The organism is Klebsiella sp. AqSCr, from assembly GCF_008452795.1.
GTDB lineage: Bacteria > Pseudomonadota > Gammaproteobacteria > Enterobacterales > Enterobacteriaceae > Klebsiella > Klebsiella pneumoniae.
Genome location: NZ_MJDM01000010.1, coordinates 260632 through 278462, shown reverse-complemented (window position 1 = coordinate 278462; position 17831 = coordinate 260632). Strand labels below are relative to the sequence as shown.

General features: G+C 56.4%; 11 protein-coding genes and 1 pseudogene. 7 read left to right on the top strand and 5 right to left on the bottom strand.

Going from position 1 to position 17831, the window contains the following annotated elements:
- Positions 1-2: 2 nt before the first annotated feature.
- Both ytfR and ytfQ read right to left on the bottom strand, forming a co-directional pair.
- Complete coding sequence (gene ytfR, locus BHE81_RS25155) at positions 3-1505, bottom strand: galactofuranose ABC transporter, ATP-binding protein YtfR (protein ID WP_004177669.1); 1503 nt, start codon at positions 1503-1505, stop codon at positions 3-5.
- A gap of 123 nt (positions 1506-1628) precedes the next feature.
- Positions 1629-2585, bottom strand: a complete 957-nt coding sequence (ytfQ, locus tag BHE81_RS25150; RefSeq protein WP_023302384.1) for a galactofuranose ABC transporter, galactofuranose-binding protein YtfQ — start codon at positions 2583-2585, stop codon at positions 1629-1631.
- Positions 2586-2988: 403 nt separating this feature from the next.
- Here ytfQ and ppa point away from each other — a divergent pair, with 403 nt between their 5' ends.
- From ppa to BHE81_RS25135, 3 genes are all read left to right on the top strand, one after another.
- Positions 2989-3519: an inorganic diphosphatase gene (gene ppa, locus BHE81_RS25145; RefSeq protein WP_002886766.1), complete on the top strand. Its 531-nt coding sequence runs from the start codon at positions 2989-2991 to the stop codon at positions 3517-3519.
- 74 nt (positions 3520-3593) lie between these two features.
- On the top strand, positions 3594-4781 hold the full coding sequence (locus BHE81_RS25140; protein WP_023343017.1) for a hypothetical protein: 1188 nt from the start codon (positions 3594-3596) through the stop codon (positions 4779-4781).
- 155 nt (positions 4782-4936) lie between these two features.
- Complete coding sequence (locus tag BHE81_RS25135) at positions 4937-6103, top strand: hypothetical protein (protein WP_002886725.1); 1167 nt, start codon at positions 4937-4939, stop codon at positions 6101-6103.
- 37 nt (positions 6104-6140) lie between these two features.
- On the opposite strand, the gene BHE81_RS25130 is transcribed toward BHE81_RS25135, so the two are convergent.
- Genes BHE81_RS25130 through tamA form a run of 3 tightly spaced genes read right to left on the bottom strand, consistent with a single transcriptional unit; the run spans position 6141 to position 11994 of the window.
- Positions 6141-6485, bottom strand: a complete 345-nt coding sequence (locus BHE81_RS25130; protein ID WP_002886724.1) for a gamma-glutamylcyclotransferase family protein — start codon at positions 6483-6485, stop codon at positions 6141-6143.
- A 2-nt stretch (positions 6486-6487) separates the two neighbouring features.
- Entirely contained in the window at positions 6488-10264 is a 3777-nt protein-coding gene (gene tamB, locus BHE81_RS25125; protein ID WP_020805443.1) for an autotransporter assembly complex protein TamB, read from the bottom strand.
- Positions 10261-11994 carry an autotransporter assembly complex protein TamA gene (gene tamA, locus BHE81_RS25120; protein WP_004178361.1) on the bottom strand — a complete coding sequence of 578 codons (1734 nt, stop codon included), beginning with the start codon at positions 11992-11994 and terminating at the stop codon, positions 10261-10263. Before tamA ends, tamB begins: the two co-directional genes overlap by 4 nt.
- A gap of 208 nt (positions 11995-12202) precedes the next feature.
- Here tamA and msrA point away from each other — a divergent pair, with 208 nt between their 5' ends.
- The 4 genes and pseudogenes from msrA to BHE81_RS25100 all read left to right on the top strand — a co-directional run bounded on the left by msrA (position 12203) and on the right by BHE81_RS25100 (position 17820).
- On the top strand, positions 12203-12841 hold the full coding sequence (msrA, locus tag BHE81_RS25115) for a peptide-methionine (S)-S-oxide reductase MsrA (protein WP_002886721.1): 639 nt from the start codon (positions 12203-12205) through the stop codon (positions 12839-12841).
- Positions 12842-13021: 180 nt separating this feature from the next.
- Positions 13022-14359: a hemolysin family protein gene (locus BHE81_RS25110; RefSeq protein ID WP_002886718.1), complete on the top strand. Its 1338-nt coding sequence runs from the start codon at positions 13022-13024 to the stop codon at positions 14357-14359.
- A gap of 201 nt (positions 14360-14560) precedes the next feature.
- Positions 14561-15792, top strand: a pseudogene (locus tag BHE81_RS25105) (oligosaccharide MFS transporter).
- Between the two features lie 18 nt (positions 15793-15810).
- The gene (locus BHE81_RS25100; protein ID WP_019725355.1) at positions 15811-17820 is read left to right on the top strand and encodes a beta-galactosidase; all 2010 of its coding nucleotides are present in this window, start codon (positions 15811-15813) and stop codon (positions 17818-17820) included.
- Positions 17821-17831: the final 11 nt, after the last annotated feature.

Below are 17831 nucleotides of genomic sequence, written 5' to 3'. Positions count from 1 at the left end.
CCTTATGCCGCAATAGCGTTCATGATCGCCGGAACAGAGAGCTCGGCGAGCGGGATCTCCGCCACCTGTCGGCGATCGCGCAGGATAATGACCCGATCGGCGTAACCCACCAGCTCCTCCAGTTCAGAAGAGATAACCAGCAGCGCCAGGCCATCGGCGCAGAGGGTTTCAATCAGGCGAATAATTTCCGCATGGGCGCCGACGTCGATGCCGCGGGTCGGCTCATCGAGGATCAGGAACTGCGGTTTGGTCAGCAGCCAGCGGGAGAGCAGCACCTTCTGCTGATTGCCGCCGGAGAGAAACTCGATCGGCTGCTCGGCGCTCGGGGTACGGATCCCCAGCTGGCGAATAAAGCGCTCGGCGATCTCGTTCTGTTCACGCCGGGGGATCGGCCGCAGCCAGCCGCGCTGCGCCTGCAGGGCCAGAACGATATTTTCCCGCACCGAAGCGGCGGCGATAATGCCGTCGGTTTTGCGATCTTCAGGACAGAAGCCGATCCCGAGGCAGGAAGCCTGATGCGGGGAGCGCAGGGTCTGAGGTTTGCCTTTGATCCACGCCTTCCCGCTGTCCGCCGTTTTAATGCCGAAGATCACCTCGGCGGTTTCCGTGCGTCCGGAACCCAGCAGGCCGGCGAGGCCTACAATTTCTCCCGGGCGGACCTGCAGGTCGAACGGGGCGATGGTTCCTTTTTTACCGTAGCCTTCAAACGCCGCTACCGGTTTATCGCTCAGCAGGGTACGGCCCGCCCGCTGCAGGGCATTGTGGTCCAGTTCGCGACCCAGCATCATTTTCACCAGCTCAATCTGCGGCAGCTCGCGGGTCTCACGGCAGCCCACAAATGTGCCGTTACGCAACACGGTGATGCGGTCGCTGACCGCATAGACCTGGTCGAGAAAATGGGTGACGAAGATCAGGCTGACGCCGTTATCCCTGAGCTGGCGCATCAGGGTGAACAGCATCTCCACCTCCTGGGTATCGAGGCTGGCGGTGGGCTCGTCGAGGATCAGCACCTTGGCCGACAGGTCGATGGCCCGACAGATAGCGACGATCTGCTGCATCGCCACCGAAAAGCGGTTCAGCGGCTCGCGCACGTCGAGGGAAAAGCCGTAGGAGGCCATCAGCGCCGTCGCCCTGGCCTCCATCTCTTTACGTCGCAGCAGACCAAACCGCCGCGGCTCACGGCCGATGAACAGGTTATCCGCCACCGACATATTGGGCAGCAGGTTCACTTCCTGGTAGACGGTGCCGATCCCCAGCTGCTGGGCATGGGCGGTATTTTTGGGCGAAATAGCCTGGCCTTCCAGCCAGATAGTGCCGCGATCGGCATGGTAAACGCCGGTCAGCGCTTTGATCAGCGTCGATTTTCCGGCGCCGTTTTCGCCCAACAGGGCCATGATTTCGCCGCGCCGCAGGCTAAAGTTGACGTTATCCAGCGCCTTAACGCCGGGGAAGAATTTACTAAGTCCTTCGGTGCGAAGGATCTCCTGGTGTGCCTCGGCGCTCATAATCGATGTCACCTTCAAATGATGTCAGGTTACCCCGGGTCGCGCTGGGCTTCCCGGGGTTTCTGGAACGCTGCTTTTTACCCTCTCCCACCGGGGAGAGGGATGGAATGAGGGGCTCCCCACTCAGTAGCCCATATTTTTCTTCTTCTCTAACTCTTCTTTCGCCGTATCCGGCAGGTACAGCGTCGATTTGGTAATGGTCAGCTTCTCCGGCAGGGTGCCGTCTTTTTTGTATTTCTCCAGCGCATCGAACGCCGGGCCGGCCATATTTGGCGTCAGCTCGACGCTGGCGTTGGCTTCTCCGGCGATCATCGCTTTATAGATATCCGGCACGCCGTCGATGGAGCCGGTCAGAATATCTTTGCCCGGCTTCAGGCCAGCTTCTTTAATGGCCTGGATAGCGCCGATGGCCATATCGTCGTTATGAGCGAACACCATGCAGATGTTTTTGCCGTTATTCTCAGCTTTGATAAAGCTCTCCATGACCTCTTTCCCTTTACTGCGGGTGAAGTCACCGGACTGGGAGCGGATAATTTTGATATTCGACGCTTTGGCAATCGCGTCGGCGAAGCCTTTCTTACGATCGATGGCCACGCTGGCCCCAACGGTGCCCTGCAGTTCAACGACGTTACACGGCTTACCGTCGACGGTTTTCACCAGCCAGTCGCCAATCAGCTGGCCTTCCAGCACGTTGTTGGCGGTCACGATGGTCATGTAGAGATCTTTATCTTTAACATCAATGGAACGGTCGAGGAGGAAAACCGGGATCTTGGCCTCTTTCGCCTCTTTCAGCACCGGTTCCCAGCCGGTGGCCACCACCGGCGCAATGAAGATCGCGTCGACCCCTTGAGCGATAAAGGAACGCACTGCTTTGATCTGGTTTTCCTGTTTTTGCTGACCATCAGCGATCTTCAGGGTGATACCGCGCTTGGCGGCCTCCTCTTTCGCGACGCTGGTTTCCGCCGCACGCCAGCCGGATTCAGAACCGACCTGCGAAAAACCTACGGTTAGCGGGGCAGCTATCGCCATAGACGACATAGCTGCGGAAACTGCTGTGACAAGAAGTAAGCGCTTCCACATAAGGGTATCCTCGTAGGGTTATTGTTGGTTAAAGTCTCACCTGCGGACAAACTATAGACAATCGGTGATGTAACTGAATGCGTTACATCACACTTCAAAAAAGTAAATGAGATGTTAATGCCGGCCCTACTTCCCAGCGGAGAGCCGATAAGGCTTCGCAGGGAGCGCGGCTGTTGCGGTTTATGACGTTTTTTTAAGCAGTATGATAAATCAATCACATGCAATGAAAACGGTTACATAAATTTATTCATGATGTGGCTATGTTTATGGATTTTCATGTCATTATTACGCGAAAAATTCGGAGCACTCTGCGGCGATATCGGGAAAAAGAAGCGAAGACTTTCGATGTGAGTTGGCTATAATACCGAGCACTTGTTTGCCATACATTTTAAAGGAAACAGACATGAGCTTACTCAACGTACCTGCGGGCAAAGATCTGCCGGAAGACATCTACGTCGTGATCGAAATCCCGGCGAACGCAGATCCTATCAAATACGAAGTCGACAAAGAGAGCGGTGCACTGTTCGTTGACCGTTTCATGTCCACGGCAATGTTCTATCCGTGCAACTACGGCTACATCAACCACACCCTGTCCCTGGACGGCGACCCGGTTGACGTGCTGGTCCCGACTCCGTACCCGCTGCAGCCGGGCTCCGTGATCCGCTGCCGTCCGGTTGGCGTTCTGAAGATGACCGACGAATCTGGTGAAGATGCGAAACTGGTTGCCGTACCGCACACCAAGCTGAGCAAAGAATACGATCACATCAACGATGTGAACGACCTGCCGGAACTGCTGAAAGCCCAGATCACTCATTTCTTTGAGCACTACAAAGATCTGGAAAAAGGCAAGTGGGTTAAAGTCGACGGTTGGGACAACGCGGAAGCGGCGAAAGCCGAAATCGTTGCCTCTTTCGAGCGCGCTAAGCAGAAGTAATTCTGTCTCAGGCAGGGTCATCCCCTGCCTGATTGCGGCACGGATAGCCGCGATAACACCATGGAGGGTGTCCCGTGAAAAGCGTTCGCTATTTCACCCTTAACTTTTCTGGCTTCACGACCGCCGCCTGTGAAAAACAGGGGTATCTGCGTCTTATCGCCGGCGACCATGTCTTTTATACCGATAAACGCTATTTTAACGACCCCTCGCTTTTTGACCGCCTGACGATCAATCAGCCTCTGCACCTTGGCGTCCGCCGCCTGGACAACGGCAGTTACTGGATCCACTGGCTCAGCGATGGCGAAACGCTCCTTGAGCCCAGTCAACGGGTAAAGCGCTGGGCCCGGCCGCTGCTGAGTATCAGCCTGCTGACGCTCATCGTCGCTCTTATCCCGCTCATGATGAGCACCTCAGAATGGGGAAGGTTCGGCTTCGGCATTATCGCGATACTGGCCTTCATCGCGTTGTTAACCGGCCTCTGCGAGCTACTGTTCCACCGGGCGCTAAAAATGCACCCCGCCATGCGCGATCTGTTGGCGAAGATGGCGCAGGCCCGCCGCCGCGACTTTTCCTTTTGCCAGCCGCTACCGACTACGGCGCAAACCCTCCGCCAGTCGGCGAAGCCTTTTACGCAAGCCCTGCCGGAACGCTATGCCGTCCGGACGGGAAAAATTAGCAATATCATTTTTAAGAAGTGGTTCGCGGGGAACCCAACGCGGGAATACCATGGCGTTGGGATACAATGCGACACGGCGCCGCTGGCCTTCTTCTGGCAGAACGGCTTCGCCAACTTCGGCCTGCATCCCTTTTTTTACCGCCGTCAACCGCCCTTTCTCGCTATCGGCGATCGGATAGTCGTCGTCTACCAACGGAAAGATAACGACGTCCAGGCGTTATACAACGTCAGCGACGGGGGCGCTTTTCTGAAAAATCATCCCTGTTATCCCGGTGACCGGCAAATGTCGCTAGTCTATAACCTGTTTTATGGCATGGTGCTGGTGATGTACCTCCTCATACTCGGCATGTCGCTAAATAACCCATACAAACCAGCCAGGGGATTTGGGTGGTTAATTCAGGATTCACTGGACATGCTGTCCCTATTATTACTCAGTTTCGGCGGGATCCTGGCGGTACTGGAGCTGATTGGCCCGACGGCCTGGTTATTGTCACACCGGGTGGCTGACTGGATGAAGATGCGCTCGGCGATGCGGCACTACCTGCAGGGAGCGGCCCGCCATACCGCGCTCGAGGAGATCATGTAATGTTCAGTACCCCAACACGACGATTATTATTCCTCGCGCTGACGACGTTGGCTTCCGCGATGTGGCTGGCGAAGGATCATCTCCCGCTCTGGTAAGGAGTGGGTCGGCAACGCGTGATACGTAAAACACCATCATTTCATCAAGGAAGGAACCTTGTGAAACAGACCCATTATTTCACCGTGAATTTTACCGGCTTCACCACTGCCGCCTCGGAAGAGCAAAGCTATTTACGCCTCATTGCAGGCGAGCATGCCTTTTATACCGATAAACGCCATTTTAAAGACCCCTCGCTTTTTGACCGTCTGAGGCTCGGCCAGCCGCTACATATCGGCACTTGCCGCCTAAAGGATGGCAGTTACTGGATCCACTGGTTAAGCGATGGCCACATTTTGCTCGAACCTTCCCGGCAGCCGCTGAGTATTAAAAAGCTTCTTCGACCTGTCGGCTTGGTCTTTTTTGTTTGCTTGATCATTCTCGCTTGTGCTCCATGGTTGGATATTTTTTTATTATTATGTTTTATCACAATGTTGGTGAATCCCTTCGGCATCTTCTCTTTTTGCTCTTGCAATTTCTCACTCAGGTTACGTGTTCTCAATGCGAAAATGCAGCGAACGAAGCAAGGCGATATTTCATTCTGTCAGCGTCTGGAAATTCTACCCGCTACTTCTGAAAGGCATCCACCATCGGCCAACAACGAGATAGCGCTGCCAAAAGAATTTGCGCTTGAAGAAGGCGTGATTCTGAATAGTTATTATCAAATATGGTTCGCTACGAGGGTAAGGCCTTATTTTATCAAAGAAGGCGCCTGTTTTCAGCTGGCGACTCGTCACTCGTTTTTTTCAGCGCGCTTGACCTGGCTGAGCGATGCCCTGAATAATCGTTGTCGCCCGCCATTTCTTGCCGATGGGGACTGGGTTATCGCCGCACGCCGGCATGGATACGATGATCTTCAGGCGTTATACAATGTCAGTGATGGCAGTGTTTATTTAAAAAATAGCCCCTTTCATCCCGGCAATCAGCAGATGGCATCAATTTATAAAATCGCGTACGGCCTCGTACTCATAGTGATGTTTTTTACGCTCACCATCAAACTGCACGACCCCATGCTTAATCTGGGCAGTTGGCCATTTTATCGTGAAATGCTTACCAGGCTGACAGGCACCCTGCTCCCGATTAACCTGCTGTTAATAGTGATGGAGTTTGTCCGTATGATTGCCCATCCCCTGTCACGTCGGGTGGCCGGTAGAGTGAAGGTACATCAGGCCATATTACGTTATGCCAGACGTCAGGGCGCCAGAATGACGCCATGGGAACTGAAGTAATAAAAAACAACGCCACCCGAAGGTGGCGCTGTCGTGGTTAATACTGGTCGCGATCCAACCAGTTGCCGTTCGCTATCAACGTACAACCCTCAACGGAACGTTGATAGACATACATCCATGCGCTGCCGTAAGGCGTCTGAATCAGGTGGCGCGCATACTCGCCCCCCTTGGTGCGCAGCGCATCCAGTTCGGCCAGCGTCGATGCATCAATACGATAAACTTCACCATGTACTGTGCCTTCGCCGGGCACCGCGCCTGGATAGTGGCCCAGGCTGTACAGCTGATAATCGTCGACACTATGAGCGCCCAGCCACTGGGCGTTGGTCATCCAGTGGCTGTTGCCTTGTTTGCGTCGTAAACTGCCGTAAACAAATATTCGCATTGCTAAAACTCAAACTGATAGAGCAAATCGAGCGCCTGGTCGATGCCAGACACCGCTTCCACATATAGCTTAGGCATCAGGCGATAACGTAAAGTCAGCGTCGCCAGGGAATCGAAGATACCGACCCCGTATTTTACCTGCAGACCCGGCAGTACATAGCCGCTGACCACCACCTGGGAAGAATCGCCTACCCCTTCGGTGTCCAACGCCAAGTTGCTTACGCCAAACGTCTCGCCGATTTTACCCACAACCTGACCACTTTGTGCAACCCCCATACCAATAAGCATTGAGGTCATCGCGGCGCTATCGCTCTGACCACTACTCAAACCCTGGCCGCGCAGCAGATAAGACAGCGCTTCCTGCTGGGACATAACCGGATCAGAGAAGATCTCCGCTTTCGGCTGATCGGCGGAGCCGGTGACGCGAACGCCGGCGATCACATCGTCTTCGGTGGCATCCGGGTTACGAATCGCTTCGATATTCAGCAACGGCTGATCCGGCGGACCGGAGAACAGCAGCTCCCCTTTGCGGACAATCAAGTCCTGACCATAGGCGTGGAAACGGCCGTCCGGAATATTAATCTGCCCGTTGAGGCCCAGCCCCTGCTTGTCCTGCGCCACTTTCAAATCACCGGTCAGACGCGCTTTCAGGCCGAAGGCTTCCAGACGAACGTTGTTGCCGACGTGAATGGTCAGGTTGCTGTTGATCGGGATGCTGGCGCTCTGCTGCTTAATCGGCTTGAGATTTTTATCCAGCATCACTTCATCAGAGGAGACGCCGACCGCGCTCTCCGGCACCTCGTTGACCACGATCCGCGCCCAGGGCACATCCACTTTGCCGTCGAGATTGAACAGGCTTGGCGTGGCGGTAAACACCACATCCGGCGATACATCGAGACGCACCATCGGCGGCACCGTGATCCGCACCCGGCTGCCTTTCGCCGCAATTTGCGCCCGCCAGTTATCGATCTGCGTCCAGTCGGCGTTACCGCTGAGGGCGATTTGCCCCTGGCGGGTGTTCACCGTCCCCTGCAGGGTCGAGCGCGTGCCGTTGAAGTTCATCGCCAGCTGGCTCGGCTGCATATCAAACGGCATAAAGTTGCCGTCGATATCCACCCCGCTCAGCTGCATCTGGCCGAACAGCTGCGGACTTTTCACATTACCGCCCAGACGCAGACGGGCGTTGAGCCTTCCCTCTGCCTTTTCACCACGAGCGAAAATCGGGTTGATCATCGCCAGCGAGAAGTTGCTGATATTGACATTGCCGCCGAGATTACGCCGCCCCTGCGGGTCGGTAACCTGCACTTGCCCATCCAGTTGACCATTGTTAGTCAGGCGGATAAGCCAGCCCAGCTCGGCGCGATTGTTGTGCAGGTCGGCGCTGAGGTTCAGCGTATCGAACGCCACCGGCAACGGCGCGTCGTTGACGACCTGGGTCACCTTGACGTTGCGCCCGCTGAGGGTCACTTTGCCCTGCGGCAGTCCCTCTTTGGTGGTGTCCCAGCTCACATCGGCATTACCAGTAAACACGCCGCTGGCCTGGGTCGCCTCCGGCATAAACGGCTTGAGCATCGCCAGATCGAAGCGGTTGAGATTCACCCGCGCCCGTCCGCTGGCGCCCGCGTCAATGGTTTCAGGCACGCAGAGCTCGGCGTTCGGGTTGGTCCAGCAGTGTGGCCCGATGCTGATTTTCTGCTCCAGATTGCGATAGTCCAGCGCAATGCTGCGCGTCAGCGCTACCGGCCCCACCGGCGTCTGGAAGCGGGTATCGCTCAGCGAGCCCTTCCAGCGTTCGGCCTGACGATCGAAGCTGCCTGCCAGCGCCAGCTGGCCGGAAACCGGATCGCCCTGCACGCGCAGCCGCAGCTCATGCTGTTTCTCTGTACCGTTGGCATTGAGCTGCACCAGGCTGATATTGACCCCCGGCTGGCTGATGCGATCCACCCGCACGTCCAGGTTACCGCCAATCTGATCGGTGGATTTCACATCCCCTTTGACGTTGACCTGGGCGATGGTCAGCTCCTGCCAGCGCAGCGCCCGGGCGGTGATATCGGCCAGCAGCTGCGGCGCATCGACAGTGCCGCGCACTTTTACCAAGCCCTTCGCCGTCCCGCCGAGCCCCGGCAGCGCATTATCCAGGTGCGGCGCATCGATGGTGGCGTCGAGATTAAGATCCTTCACCCCCAGTTCGCCTTTGATATCAGCGCTGTTCGGGCCCAACGCCAGATGCAGTCCCGGGATTTTCCACTGCAGATAGCTGTTACCCTGCAGCGAGCCCGCCACATCCACTTTGTTCTGCTTCACGTTGCCGGTAATTTTCAGCTCCGGCACCGACATCTGCCAGCTGCCGCCGTACAGGCTGCCCTGGGTCTTGATCCGGCCGTTAAGCTTCGACGGCCAGTCCGGCACCTCTTTGGCGGTGTTGATGCCGTCGAGGGTCAGCTCGCCGCGCCAGCTGATCGCCTGCTGCCAGTCGAGCAGCGCCTTCAGCTCGGTTTTCCCTTCCAGGGCATTGACCGTCAGCTTGTCGAGATTGATCTGCCGTTCATTGCCTTTGGCGTTGAGGGCGATTTTCGCCGGCGGCAGCGATTGACCTTTCACCGCGGTGGAGAAGGCCAGCGCATAGTCGGTCATTTTGCCGCTGAACTTCAGCTGGACATCGTCGGCCTGAAACTGCTTCTCGCCGCTGAACGGCCAGGCGAGCTGCTTACTCTTCAGCTCCATATTGAGCGGCAGCCCTACCTCCGCCAGCTGCGCATCCGCGCGCAGCGTGGCCGCGACCGGCCCGCTTAAGTCCACTCCGACTTTGAGCGTTTTACGCACTTCGCCGCCCACCTTCAGCTGCACCTTCTCCCCTTTCATCGGGTCGACGTTCAGGGTTCCGGCGAGAGTAATGTCCACCGGCCAGTTATCCTGCAGCTGCGCGCTGCCCGAGGCGCTGACCTTGCCCTGATCGGAGTCGATATCAAGGGCGTCGAGCTTCATCTGGCCGTCGATACTGCTGACTTTCAGCAGCAGGTTATACACGGTGATATCGGTATCGCCGGTCAGGCGCAGCTGCTCGCCGCGGAACGCCTGAATATTGAGGTTCAGCGGCAGATGGACATCGGTCATCGCCGGCAGCACTGGCTGCGAGAAGAGGTCGGTCATCGTCTCGCCGAGCGGTTTTTCCTGCGGCTGCGGGTTGTCAATTTTCGGCTCAACCACCTGCTCCTGCGCCACTTTCGCCACCTTAGGCAGGGCGATCAGCAGCCCCTGCAGCGAGGTCGGCGTCAGGGTCAGATTTTTCTCCTGCCAGTTCAGGCCGGTGGAAAAGTCGCGTACGGAGACCGCGGTATCATCGATTTTGACGTTGACGTTATGCAGCGCGACGCGGCTGAGGGTGATCGGATAAGGAGTGGAGAGATTCAGCGGCCCGCTGTCCTCTTCCTCGACCGGCGCTGAGGGCGGCATCTTCTTGGTATCGACGGCGACATAAATATCGCGCAGCGCGATGTCGTTTACGCACAGGCTGCTGTCCCACAGGCAGCGCAACCTGACGCTGAGGTGAAACTGACCGGCGGTCACCGCCACGCCGGGCTGTTCGTAGCGAACATTATCGAGGGTTAAATCACGCCAGCCACCGGTCACTTTGCCGATTTCCAGCCCCGGTACCCAGCGATCCGCCGCCTTGAACACCAGATGCAAGCCGGTGGTGGTCCCCACCAGGAACCCGACGGTGCCCAGCAGGAGCACTAACACGATTAAGACGCCGAGGCTTATCTTCTTCCATAAACTCATAATTCAGGCCCCAGACCGATGTAAAACTGTAAACCATGCTCTTCTTTGTCGCCGATCGGCCGGGCGATATCCAGCTTGATCGGCCCCACCGGCGACTGCCAGCGCACGCCCACCCCTGCGCCGGTTTTGAAATCGCTCTCGCGAATATCGCTGACCGCTTCGCCGCTATCGATAAAGACGGCGCCCCACCATTTGCCACTGACGTTGTACTGATACTCCAGCGAGCCGGTGGCCAGCTTCGAGGCCCCGATCAGCTTGCCGTCATCGTCCTTCGGCGAGATAGATTTGTATTTATAGCCGCGAATACTGCGGTCGCCCCCGGCGAAAAAGCGCAGATCCGGCGGCACCTTGTCAAAGTTGTCCGCTTCGATCCAGCCAAGGTTGCCGCGCACCACAAAGCGGTGGCGGTCATAGAGGGTACGGATCCAGACGTCCTGGGCCTGCATCACGATGAAGTTGATGTCCGAGCCCCACATGGTGTTGGAGTAATCCACCGAGTAGCGCTGGGAATCGCCCCAGGTAGGCATCAGACCGCCGCGGGAGCGAGTGCGGTTCACCGAGACCCCAGGATAAATCAGCATGGTGGTGTTGGTGACGTTCGCCTGGGTAAAGTGATCCAGGCTCCAGCGCAGGTTAATCGCTCGCTGCCAGCCGCTCGACATCTCCCAGAAACGCGAGACCCCCAGGGTGGTAGAGTCGGCCTGGGTATCATTGAGGTCGGTACGCTTAAAACCGCCCTGCATCAGATAATACTGTTCGAGGGGGCTCTTCAGCAGTGGGACTTTATAGGTAAAGTCGAACTGCTGCTCCGGGGCGGAGAGGCTGACGCTGGAGGTCAGGCTGTGACCATACGAGTTGACCCATGGTTTTTTCCACGTGGCTTTCACCCGCGGACCGACGTCTGTGGAATAGCCGACCCCGGTTTCCACGGTGTTCTCTTTGCGAGGCGAGACAACGCCCTGCAGAGGCAGCACCTTGGTTTTCCGCGACTTAGCAAAATCAGGCGCCACCACCACCGAACTGAACCAGCCGGTCGCCGCCAGGCGGCGGTTTAGCTCGGCCAGGTCCTGCGAGGTGTAGTAGTCGCCCTCTTTAAACGGCACGAGGTTTTGCAGGTATTCATCGCGGATTTGCGAGCCAGAGAAAGTGACGTGGCCAAAGCGATAGCGTTCGCCGCTGTCGTAATCGATATCCCAGAACGCCTGATGACGGTCGAGGGAGACCCCGAGCTGGCTCTTAAGAAACTCGCTGTCAAAGTAGCCTTTGCGCAGGGCGACGCGGGTCAGCGAGCTCTTGAAGCCGTCGTAATCCCCGTGGTTGAGCACCGTCCCGATGGCCGGGCGCGTTTTCAGCAGCGCCAGGTAGTCGCTATCGGTGCGGGCGCCGCCGCGCAGAATCACCTCGGTTCCGCCAATGCGCACCGGTTCTCCCGGGGTCACTTTGGCGATCAGCACCTGACGTCCCCTTTTCGGCGGCGGACGCAAATCAAATTCAATCGTCGGCTCGTAATAACCCAGCGCTTTCAGACCTTCGCGAATGGCGTCATCGACGCGCGCGCGAAAGCGACGATCCGGCGTGACTTCATCGCTCTGGATGGTGGAAAGCTGGGCGCGAACGTTTTTCTCCAGCTCCCCGGATAATCCCTCAACCTGCAAACGCACATTCGCTGCGCTGGCGACCCCGCTGACCAGCAAAAGGCTGGTGACGCATAACTGGCGGATTTTTAGCACATTTTCTCCTGAATATCCCTGTTTCCTCTACAGGAAACACTGGCGCCGCTCCACGGCTTAACAAAACCCTAACAACATAGGGTTGAAAAAGTGGCAATAACCCAAATAATTCTTATGTATTAATCTAGACGTATTACGCGTATTTATTGTGTTAAAAGACACGCTTCGTTACAACCTTAACGACGATTTCTGTATTGAGAGGCCAACCGTGAGTCTATTTGATAAAACGCATCTTGTCGCCCAGGCGGATGCGCTGCCTGGACGCAATACCCCCATGCCAGTGGCGACGCTCCACGCAGTTAACGGCCACTCGATGACCAACGTCCCGGCGGGGATGGAAGTGGCGCTGTTCGCCATGGGCTGCTTCTGGGGAGTTGAGCGCCTGTTCTGGCAATTGCCGGGGGTTTACAGCACCGCCGCAGGTTACACTGGCGGCTATACGCCCAATCCGACCTATCGCGAAGTATGCAGCGGCCAGACCGGTCACGCGGAAGCGGTACGCGTGGTTTATGATCCGCAGGTGATTAGCTATGAGCAGTTATTGCAGGTGTTCTGGGAAAATCACGACCCGGCGCAGGGTATGCGGCAGGGTAACGACCACGGCACCCAGTACCGCTCGGCGATTTACCCGCTGACCCCGGAACAGACGGAGGCGGCAAAGGCCAGCCTCGCGCGCTTCCAGGCGGCGATGAACGACGCGCACGATACCCGTCACATCACCACCGAGATCGCCACCGCCAAACCGTTCTACTATGCCGAGGACGATCACCAGCAGTATCTGTATAAAAACCCGCACGGCTATTGCGGCATCGGCGGCATTGGCGTCTGCCTGCCGCCTCAGGCGTAATTCTGATTTCCGCCTCAACAGCGAGGCGGTCAATGAACGCTCTGGCGGCTTTACATTCCCTTACGCTATACTAGCCAGTGTGACAGCCGGTCCAGCGCCTTCGGACCGGTTTTTTATGTATTCCACATTTGAGTTATCAACTTCCCTTCCGAGGATCTGGCCTCAACGGTCAGAAAAGATATGTTAAACAGTATTTTAGTAATACTCTGTCTGATAGCCGTCAGTGCGTTTTTTTCGATATCGGAAATTTCACTGGCCGCCTCACGTAAAATCAAACTGAAACTGCTGGCCGATGAAGGCAACGTCAACGCACAGCGGGTGCTGAAGATGCAGGAGAACCCGGGCACCTTCTTTACCGTCGTGCAGATTGGCCTCAACGCCGTCGCCATTCTTGGCGGTATTGTGGGCGACGCGGCTTTCTCACCGGCGTTTCATAGCCTGCTCAGCGGGTATTTGTCACCGGAGCTCTCCGAGCAGCTGAGCTTCATCATCTCTTTTACCCTGGTCACCAGCTTGTTCATCCTGTTTGCTGACCTGACTCCGAAACGCATCGGTATGATTGCGCCCGAAACAGTGGCCCTGCGCATCATCAACCCGATGCGCTTCTGCCTGTTAGTCTTCCGCCCGCTGGTGTGGTTGTTTAACGGCATGGCCAACATGATCTTCCGCATCTTCAAACTGCCGATGGTGCGGAAAGACGATATCACTTCCGATGATATCTATGCCGTGGTCGAGGCCGGCGCGCTGGCCGGGGTGCTGCGCAAGCAGGAGCATGAGCTAATTGAGAACGTGTTCGAGCTGGAGTCCCGCACCGTTCCTTCCTCCATGACCCCGCGTGAAAGCGTCATTTGGTTTGATTTGCACGAAGACGAGCAGAGCCTGAAGAATAAAGTGGCCGAACATCCGCACTCGAAGTTCCTCGTCTGTAATGAAGATATCGACCACATTATCGGTTACGTCGATTCAAAAGATCTGCTGAACCGCGTGCTGGCGAACCAGAGCCTGGTGCTGACCGGCGGCGTACAGATCCGCAACACGTTGATCGTGCCGGACACCCTGACCCTGTCGGAAGCGCTGGAAAGCTTCAAAACCGCCGGGGAAGACTTCGCGGTGATCATGAATGAATACGCGCTGGTGGTCGGGATCATCACTCTCAACGACGTAATGACCACCCTGATGGGCGACCTCGTCGGCCAGGGGCTGGAAGAGCAGATTGTCGCCCGCGATGAAAACTCGTGGCTGATCGATGGCGGTACGCCGATTGATGACGTGATGCGCGTGCTGGATATCGACGAGTTCCCGCAGTCCGGGAATTACGAGACCATCGGCGGCTTTATGATGTTTATGCTGCGTAAAATCCCCAAACGCACCGACGCGGTGAAGTTCTCCGGCTATAAGTTTGAGGTCGTGGATATCGATAACTACCGTATCGACCAGCTGCTGGTGACCCGCATCGATAACAAGCCAACGGTGCTGGTGCCGAAGCAGGCGGAAACGGCGGAAAGCCAGAACGCCTGAGCGTAATCTTTTCTCTCTCCTAAGGGCGGATGACCATCCGCCCTTTTTTATGGCTCGAATGTGAAGCGGCTCACGCCCCTCTGCCGATAGCAGATTACTCCTGCTCGATAGCGAAACGTTCATGACTCCCCGACGCGCAAAAAGGTAACGTTGCTCGCATCAACACGATCATATTCCTGAATAAAGGAAGCGAGGGTTACCATGATAACGTCAAATAAAAATTACTTTATCAGCTGTCTGTTTTTCCTGTTCTTCTTTATAGGTTGGGGATGCTGCTACCCTTATTTATCCCTGTGGTTGACGGAAACCATCGGTATTAACTACACAGACGTCGGCCTGGTTTATTCTTTCACCGCCATTGTCGCCGTCTGCGTTCAGCCATTATTCGGCTTCATCTCCGATAAACTGGTGTATCGTAAGAATCTGATGTGGATGCTGGCGATTATTATCACGTTATTCGCCCCTTACTGGATTTATGTCTTTGCTCCCCTGTTAAAAATAAATGTGTTCCTCGGCGCGCTGGCTGGCGGCCTTTATATTGGCATGGCCTACGGCGCCGGCTGCGGGGTTTGCGAAGCCTACATTGATAAAGTCAGCCGCGCCTCCGGTTTCGAATTTGGCCGGGCGCGGATGTTCGGCGGCATCGGCGCCGCAATCGGCACCTTTGCGGCAGGAAAACTCTACGGCATTGATCAGAATATGATTTTCTGGTTGGCCAGCGGCGCAGGCGTCTGCCTGCTGGTCATTGTCTGGAAAATGCAGATCAGCGCCCACCCGCAGCAGGGATTGCTGTCTGGCAAAGCCTCGCCGGTTACCCTCCGCGATGCCGTCTCGCTGTTAAAAGTTAAAAAATTCTGGTTCTTCGCCCTCTATGTCATTGGCGTCGGGGCGGTCTATGAAACCTATGACCAGCAGTTCGCTATCTACTACAGCCATTTTTTTGAGAGTAAAGCCCGGGTGCAGAAGTCTTCGGTTATTTAACCACGGGTCAGATTTTCCTTGATGCCATCGTGATGTTCTTTGCGCCATGGTTTGTGAATAAAATCGGCCCGAAAAATGCGCTGTTATACTGCGGGCTGATTATGAGCTTGCGTATTATCGGCTCCGCGTGGGCTATTGGCCCCGTCTCCATCAGTCTGATTAAACTCCTCCACGGTTTTGAAAGCTCGGTGCTACTTGTCGCGGCGTTAAAATATATTACGGCTAACTTTAATCCTCTGCTGTCAGCGACCGTTTACTTAATTGGCTTCCAATTTTCGAAAAGCTTTAGCTCTATTTTTCTCTCGACCGGTATCGGCCATATGTACCAGAGCATGGGCTTTACCAGTAGCTATATCGTACTCGGCGGTATCGCTCTGTGCTTCACGCTTATTTCTTTTATTACGCTGGATAAAGCGCGTGTCTTCGCTTCACAACCGGTGCCCGCGAATTAATGTCAGGAGGTAGTGTGTATGTCTCATTTATTTTATGGCGTGGCGTATTACGATGAATATATGCCGGAAGATCGGCTGGCTAAGGATATCGCCTTAATGCGCGAAACCGGCATTAACGTGGTGCGTATTGCCGAGTCCACCTGGAGTACGCTGGAGCCTGAAGAGGGCCAGTATAATTTCTACCATATCGACCGGGTGCTGGAGGCGATGCATGAGGCCGGCATTGCGGTCATCGTCGGGACGCCCACCTACGCGGTCCCGGCCTGGCTGGCGGCGAAACATCCCGATATTCTGGTCACCACCGTCGCGGGGCAGCAAAAATATGGTCCGCGGCAGATCATGGATATCGTCAACCCGACCTTTCGCCGCTATGCCGAAAAAATTATCCGCACGCTGATGGCCCATGTGCAACACCATCCGGCGATTATCGGCTGGCAACTGGATAACGAAACCAAGCATTACGACAATATTGGCCGCTATATGCAGGAGGGCTTCGTGCGCAGCCTGCAGGAGAAATATCCTGACCTCCGGCAGCTGAATCACGATTTCGGCCTGGATTACTGGAGCAACCGCATTGACCGCTGGCAGGATTTTCCGCCGGTGGAAAACACCATCAACGCCAGCCTCGCCTGCGCCTTCTCCCGCTATCAGCGTCAGCAGGTCACCGAGTATCTGGCCTGGCAGGCGGCCATCGTTCGGGAATACGCCCAGCCGCACCAGTTCGTCACCCACAACTTCGATTTCGAATGGCGCGGTTACTCTTACGGCGTGCAGCCGCGGGTCGACCATTTTGCGGCGGCGCAGGCGCTGGATATCGCCGGCGTCGATATCTATCACCCGAGTCAGGCACACCTGACCGGACGGGAAATCGCCTTTGGCGGCGCCATCACCCGCTCGCTTAAGCCGGGCCAGAACTACTTCGTGCTGGAAACCCAGGCTCAGGGCTTCGCCCAGTGGACCCCCTTCCCGGGCCAGCTACGCCTGCAGGCATTCAGCCATATCGCCTCCGGCGCCGCCATGGTCTCCTACTGGCACTGGCATTCGATTCATAACGCCTTTGAAACCTACTGGAAGGGGCTGCTCAGCCACGACTTCTCGCGCAACCCAACCTTGCAGGAAGCTACCACCATCGGCGCCGATTTCGCCCGCCTGTCGCCGCAGCTGGCGGAGCTGAAGGCCGAAAATGACGTCGCGTTGCTAATAAGTAATGAGGCGATGGACGCTCTCAATCACTTCCTTCCCGGCGACGCCAGGGGCAACATTTATAACGATATCTTCCGCCGCTTCCACGATGCGCTGTATGACCACAATATCAGCCTCGACATCATCCACGATGTGAACGAGGAAACCTCGCGCTACCGGGTGCTGATCGTTCCTGGTCTGTACGCCGCCGATGAGGGCCTGCTAACGCGGATTAACGACTATATCGCCCGGGGCGGCAGAGCGCTGATCGGCTTTAAATCAGGCTTTAGCGATGAAAACGTCAAGGTGCGCAGCAGCGCGCAGCCGGGGGTTTTGCGCCAGAGCTGCGGCGTCAGCTACAGCCAGTTCACCCTGCCGGAAGAGACGACGGTAAGCTCTTGCTGCGCAGAGATTGATTGTCGCAATGACAATCAGGCTGAGCTGTGGATGGAATTGCTGACGCCCGATGACGGGACCCGCACCCTGCTGCGCTATCAGCACCCGGCATGGGGCGAATACGCCGCCGCAACGGAGGCGGATTACGGTCAGGGTCGCGCCCTGTACGTTGGCTTTCTGCCGCAGAAGGGCCTGATTAGCCAGCTGTTTGATGTCCTGACGGCGGATCTCACGCTGAACTCGCGAACTTCCGCCTATCGCTATCCGTTAGTGGTTAAAAAGATGCGTAACCGCGCCGGAAATAATATCCACTTCCTGTTCAATTACTCCGGCGAGGCGATGGATGTTGTCAGCGAGACCCTGGGTACCGCGCTGCTGAGCGGGGAGACAGTATACGTCGGCCAGCCGTTGCGCCTCGGGGCCTGGGAATTTACTATCATCGAAAGCTAACGACGCGGCGG

Coding starts and splice junctions, on each gene's coding strand:
- ytfR (WP_004177669.1), bottom strand. CDS start 1,505: ATGAGCGCCGAGGCACACCAGGAGATCCTTCGCACCGAAGGACTTAGT.
- ytfQ (WP_023302384.1), bottom strand. CDS start 2,585: ATGTGGAAGCGCTTACTTCTTGTCACAGCAGTTTCCGCAGCTATGTCG.
- ppa (WP_002886766.1), top strand. CDS start 2,989: ATGAGCTTACTCAACGTACCTGCGGGCAAAGATCTGCCGGAAGACATC.
- BHE81_RS25130 (WP_002886724.1), bottom strand. CDS start 6,485: ATGCGAATATTTGTTTACGGCAGTTTACGACGCAAACAAGGCAACAGC.
- tamB (WP_020805443.1), bottom strand. CDS start 10,264: ATGAGTTTATGGAAGAAGATAAGCCTCGGCGTCTTAATCGTGTTAGTG.
- BHE81_RS25110 (WP_002886718.1), top strand. CDS start 13,022: ATGTTAAACAGTATTTTAGTAATACTCTGTCTGATAGCCGTCAGTGCG.
- BHE81_RS25100 (WP_019725355.1), top strand. CDS start 15,811: ATGTCTCATTTATTTTATGGCGTGGCGTATTACGATGAATATATGCCG.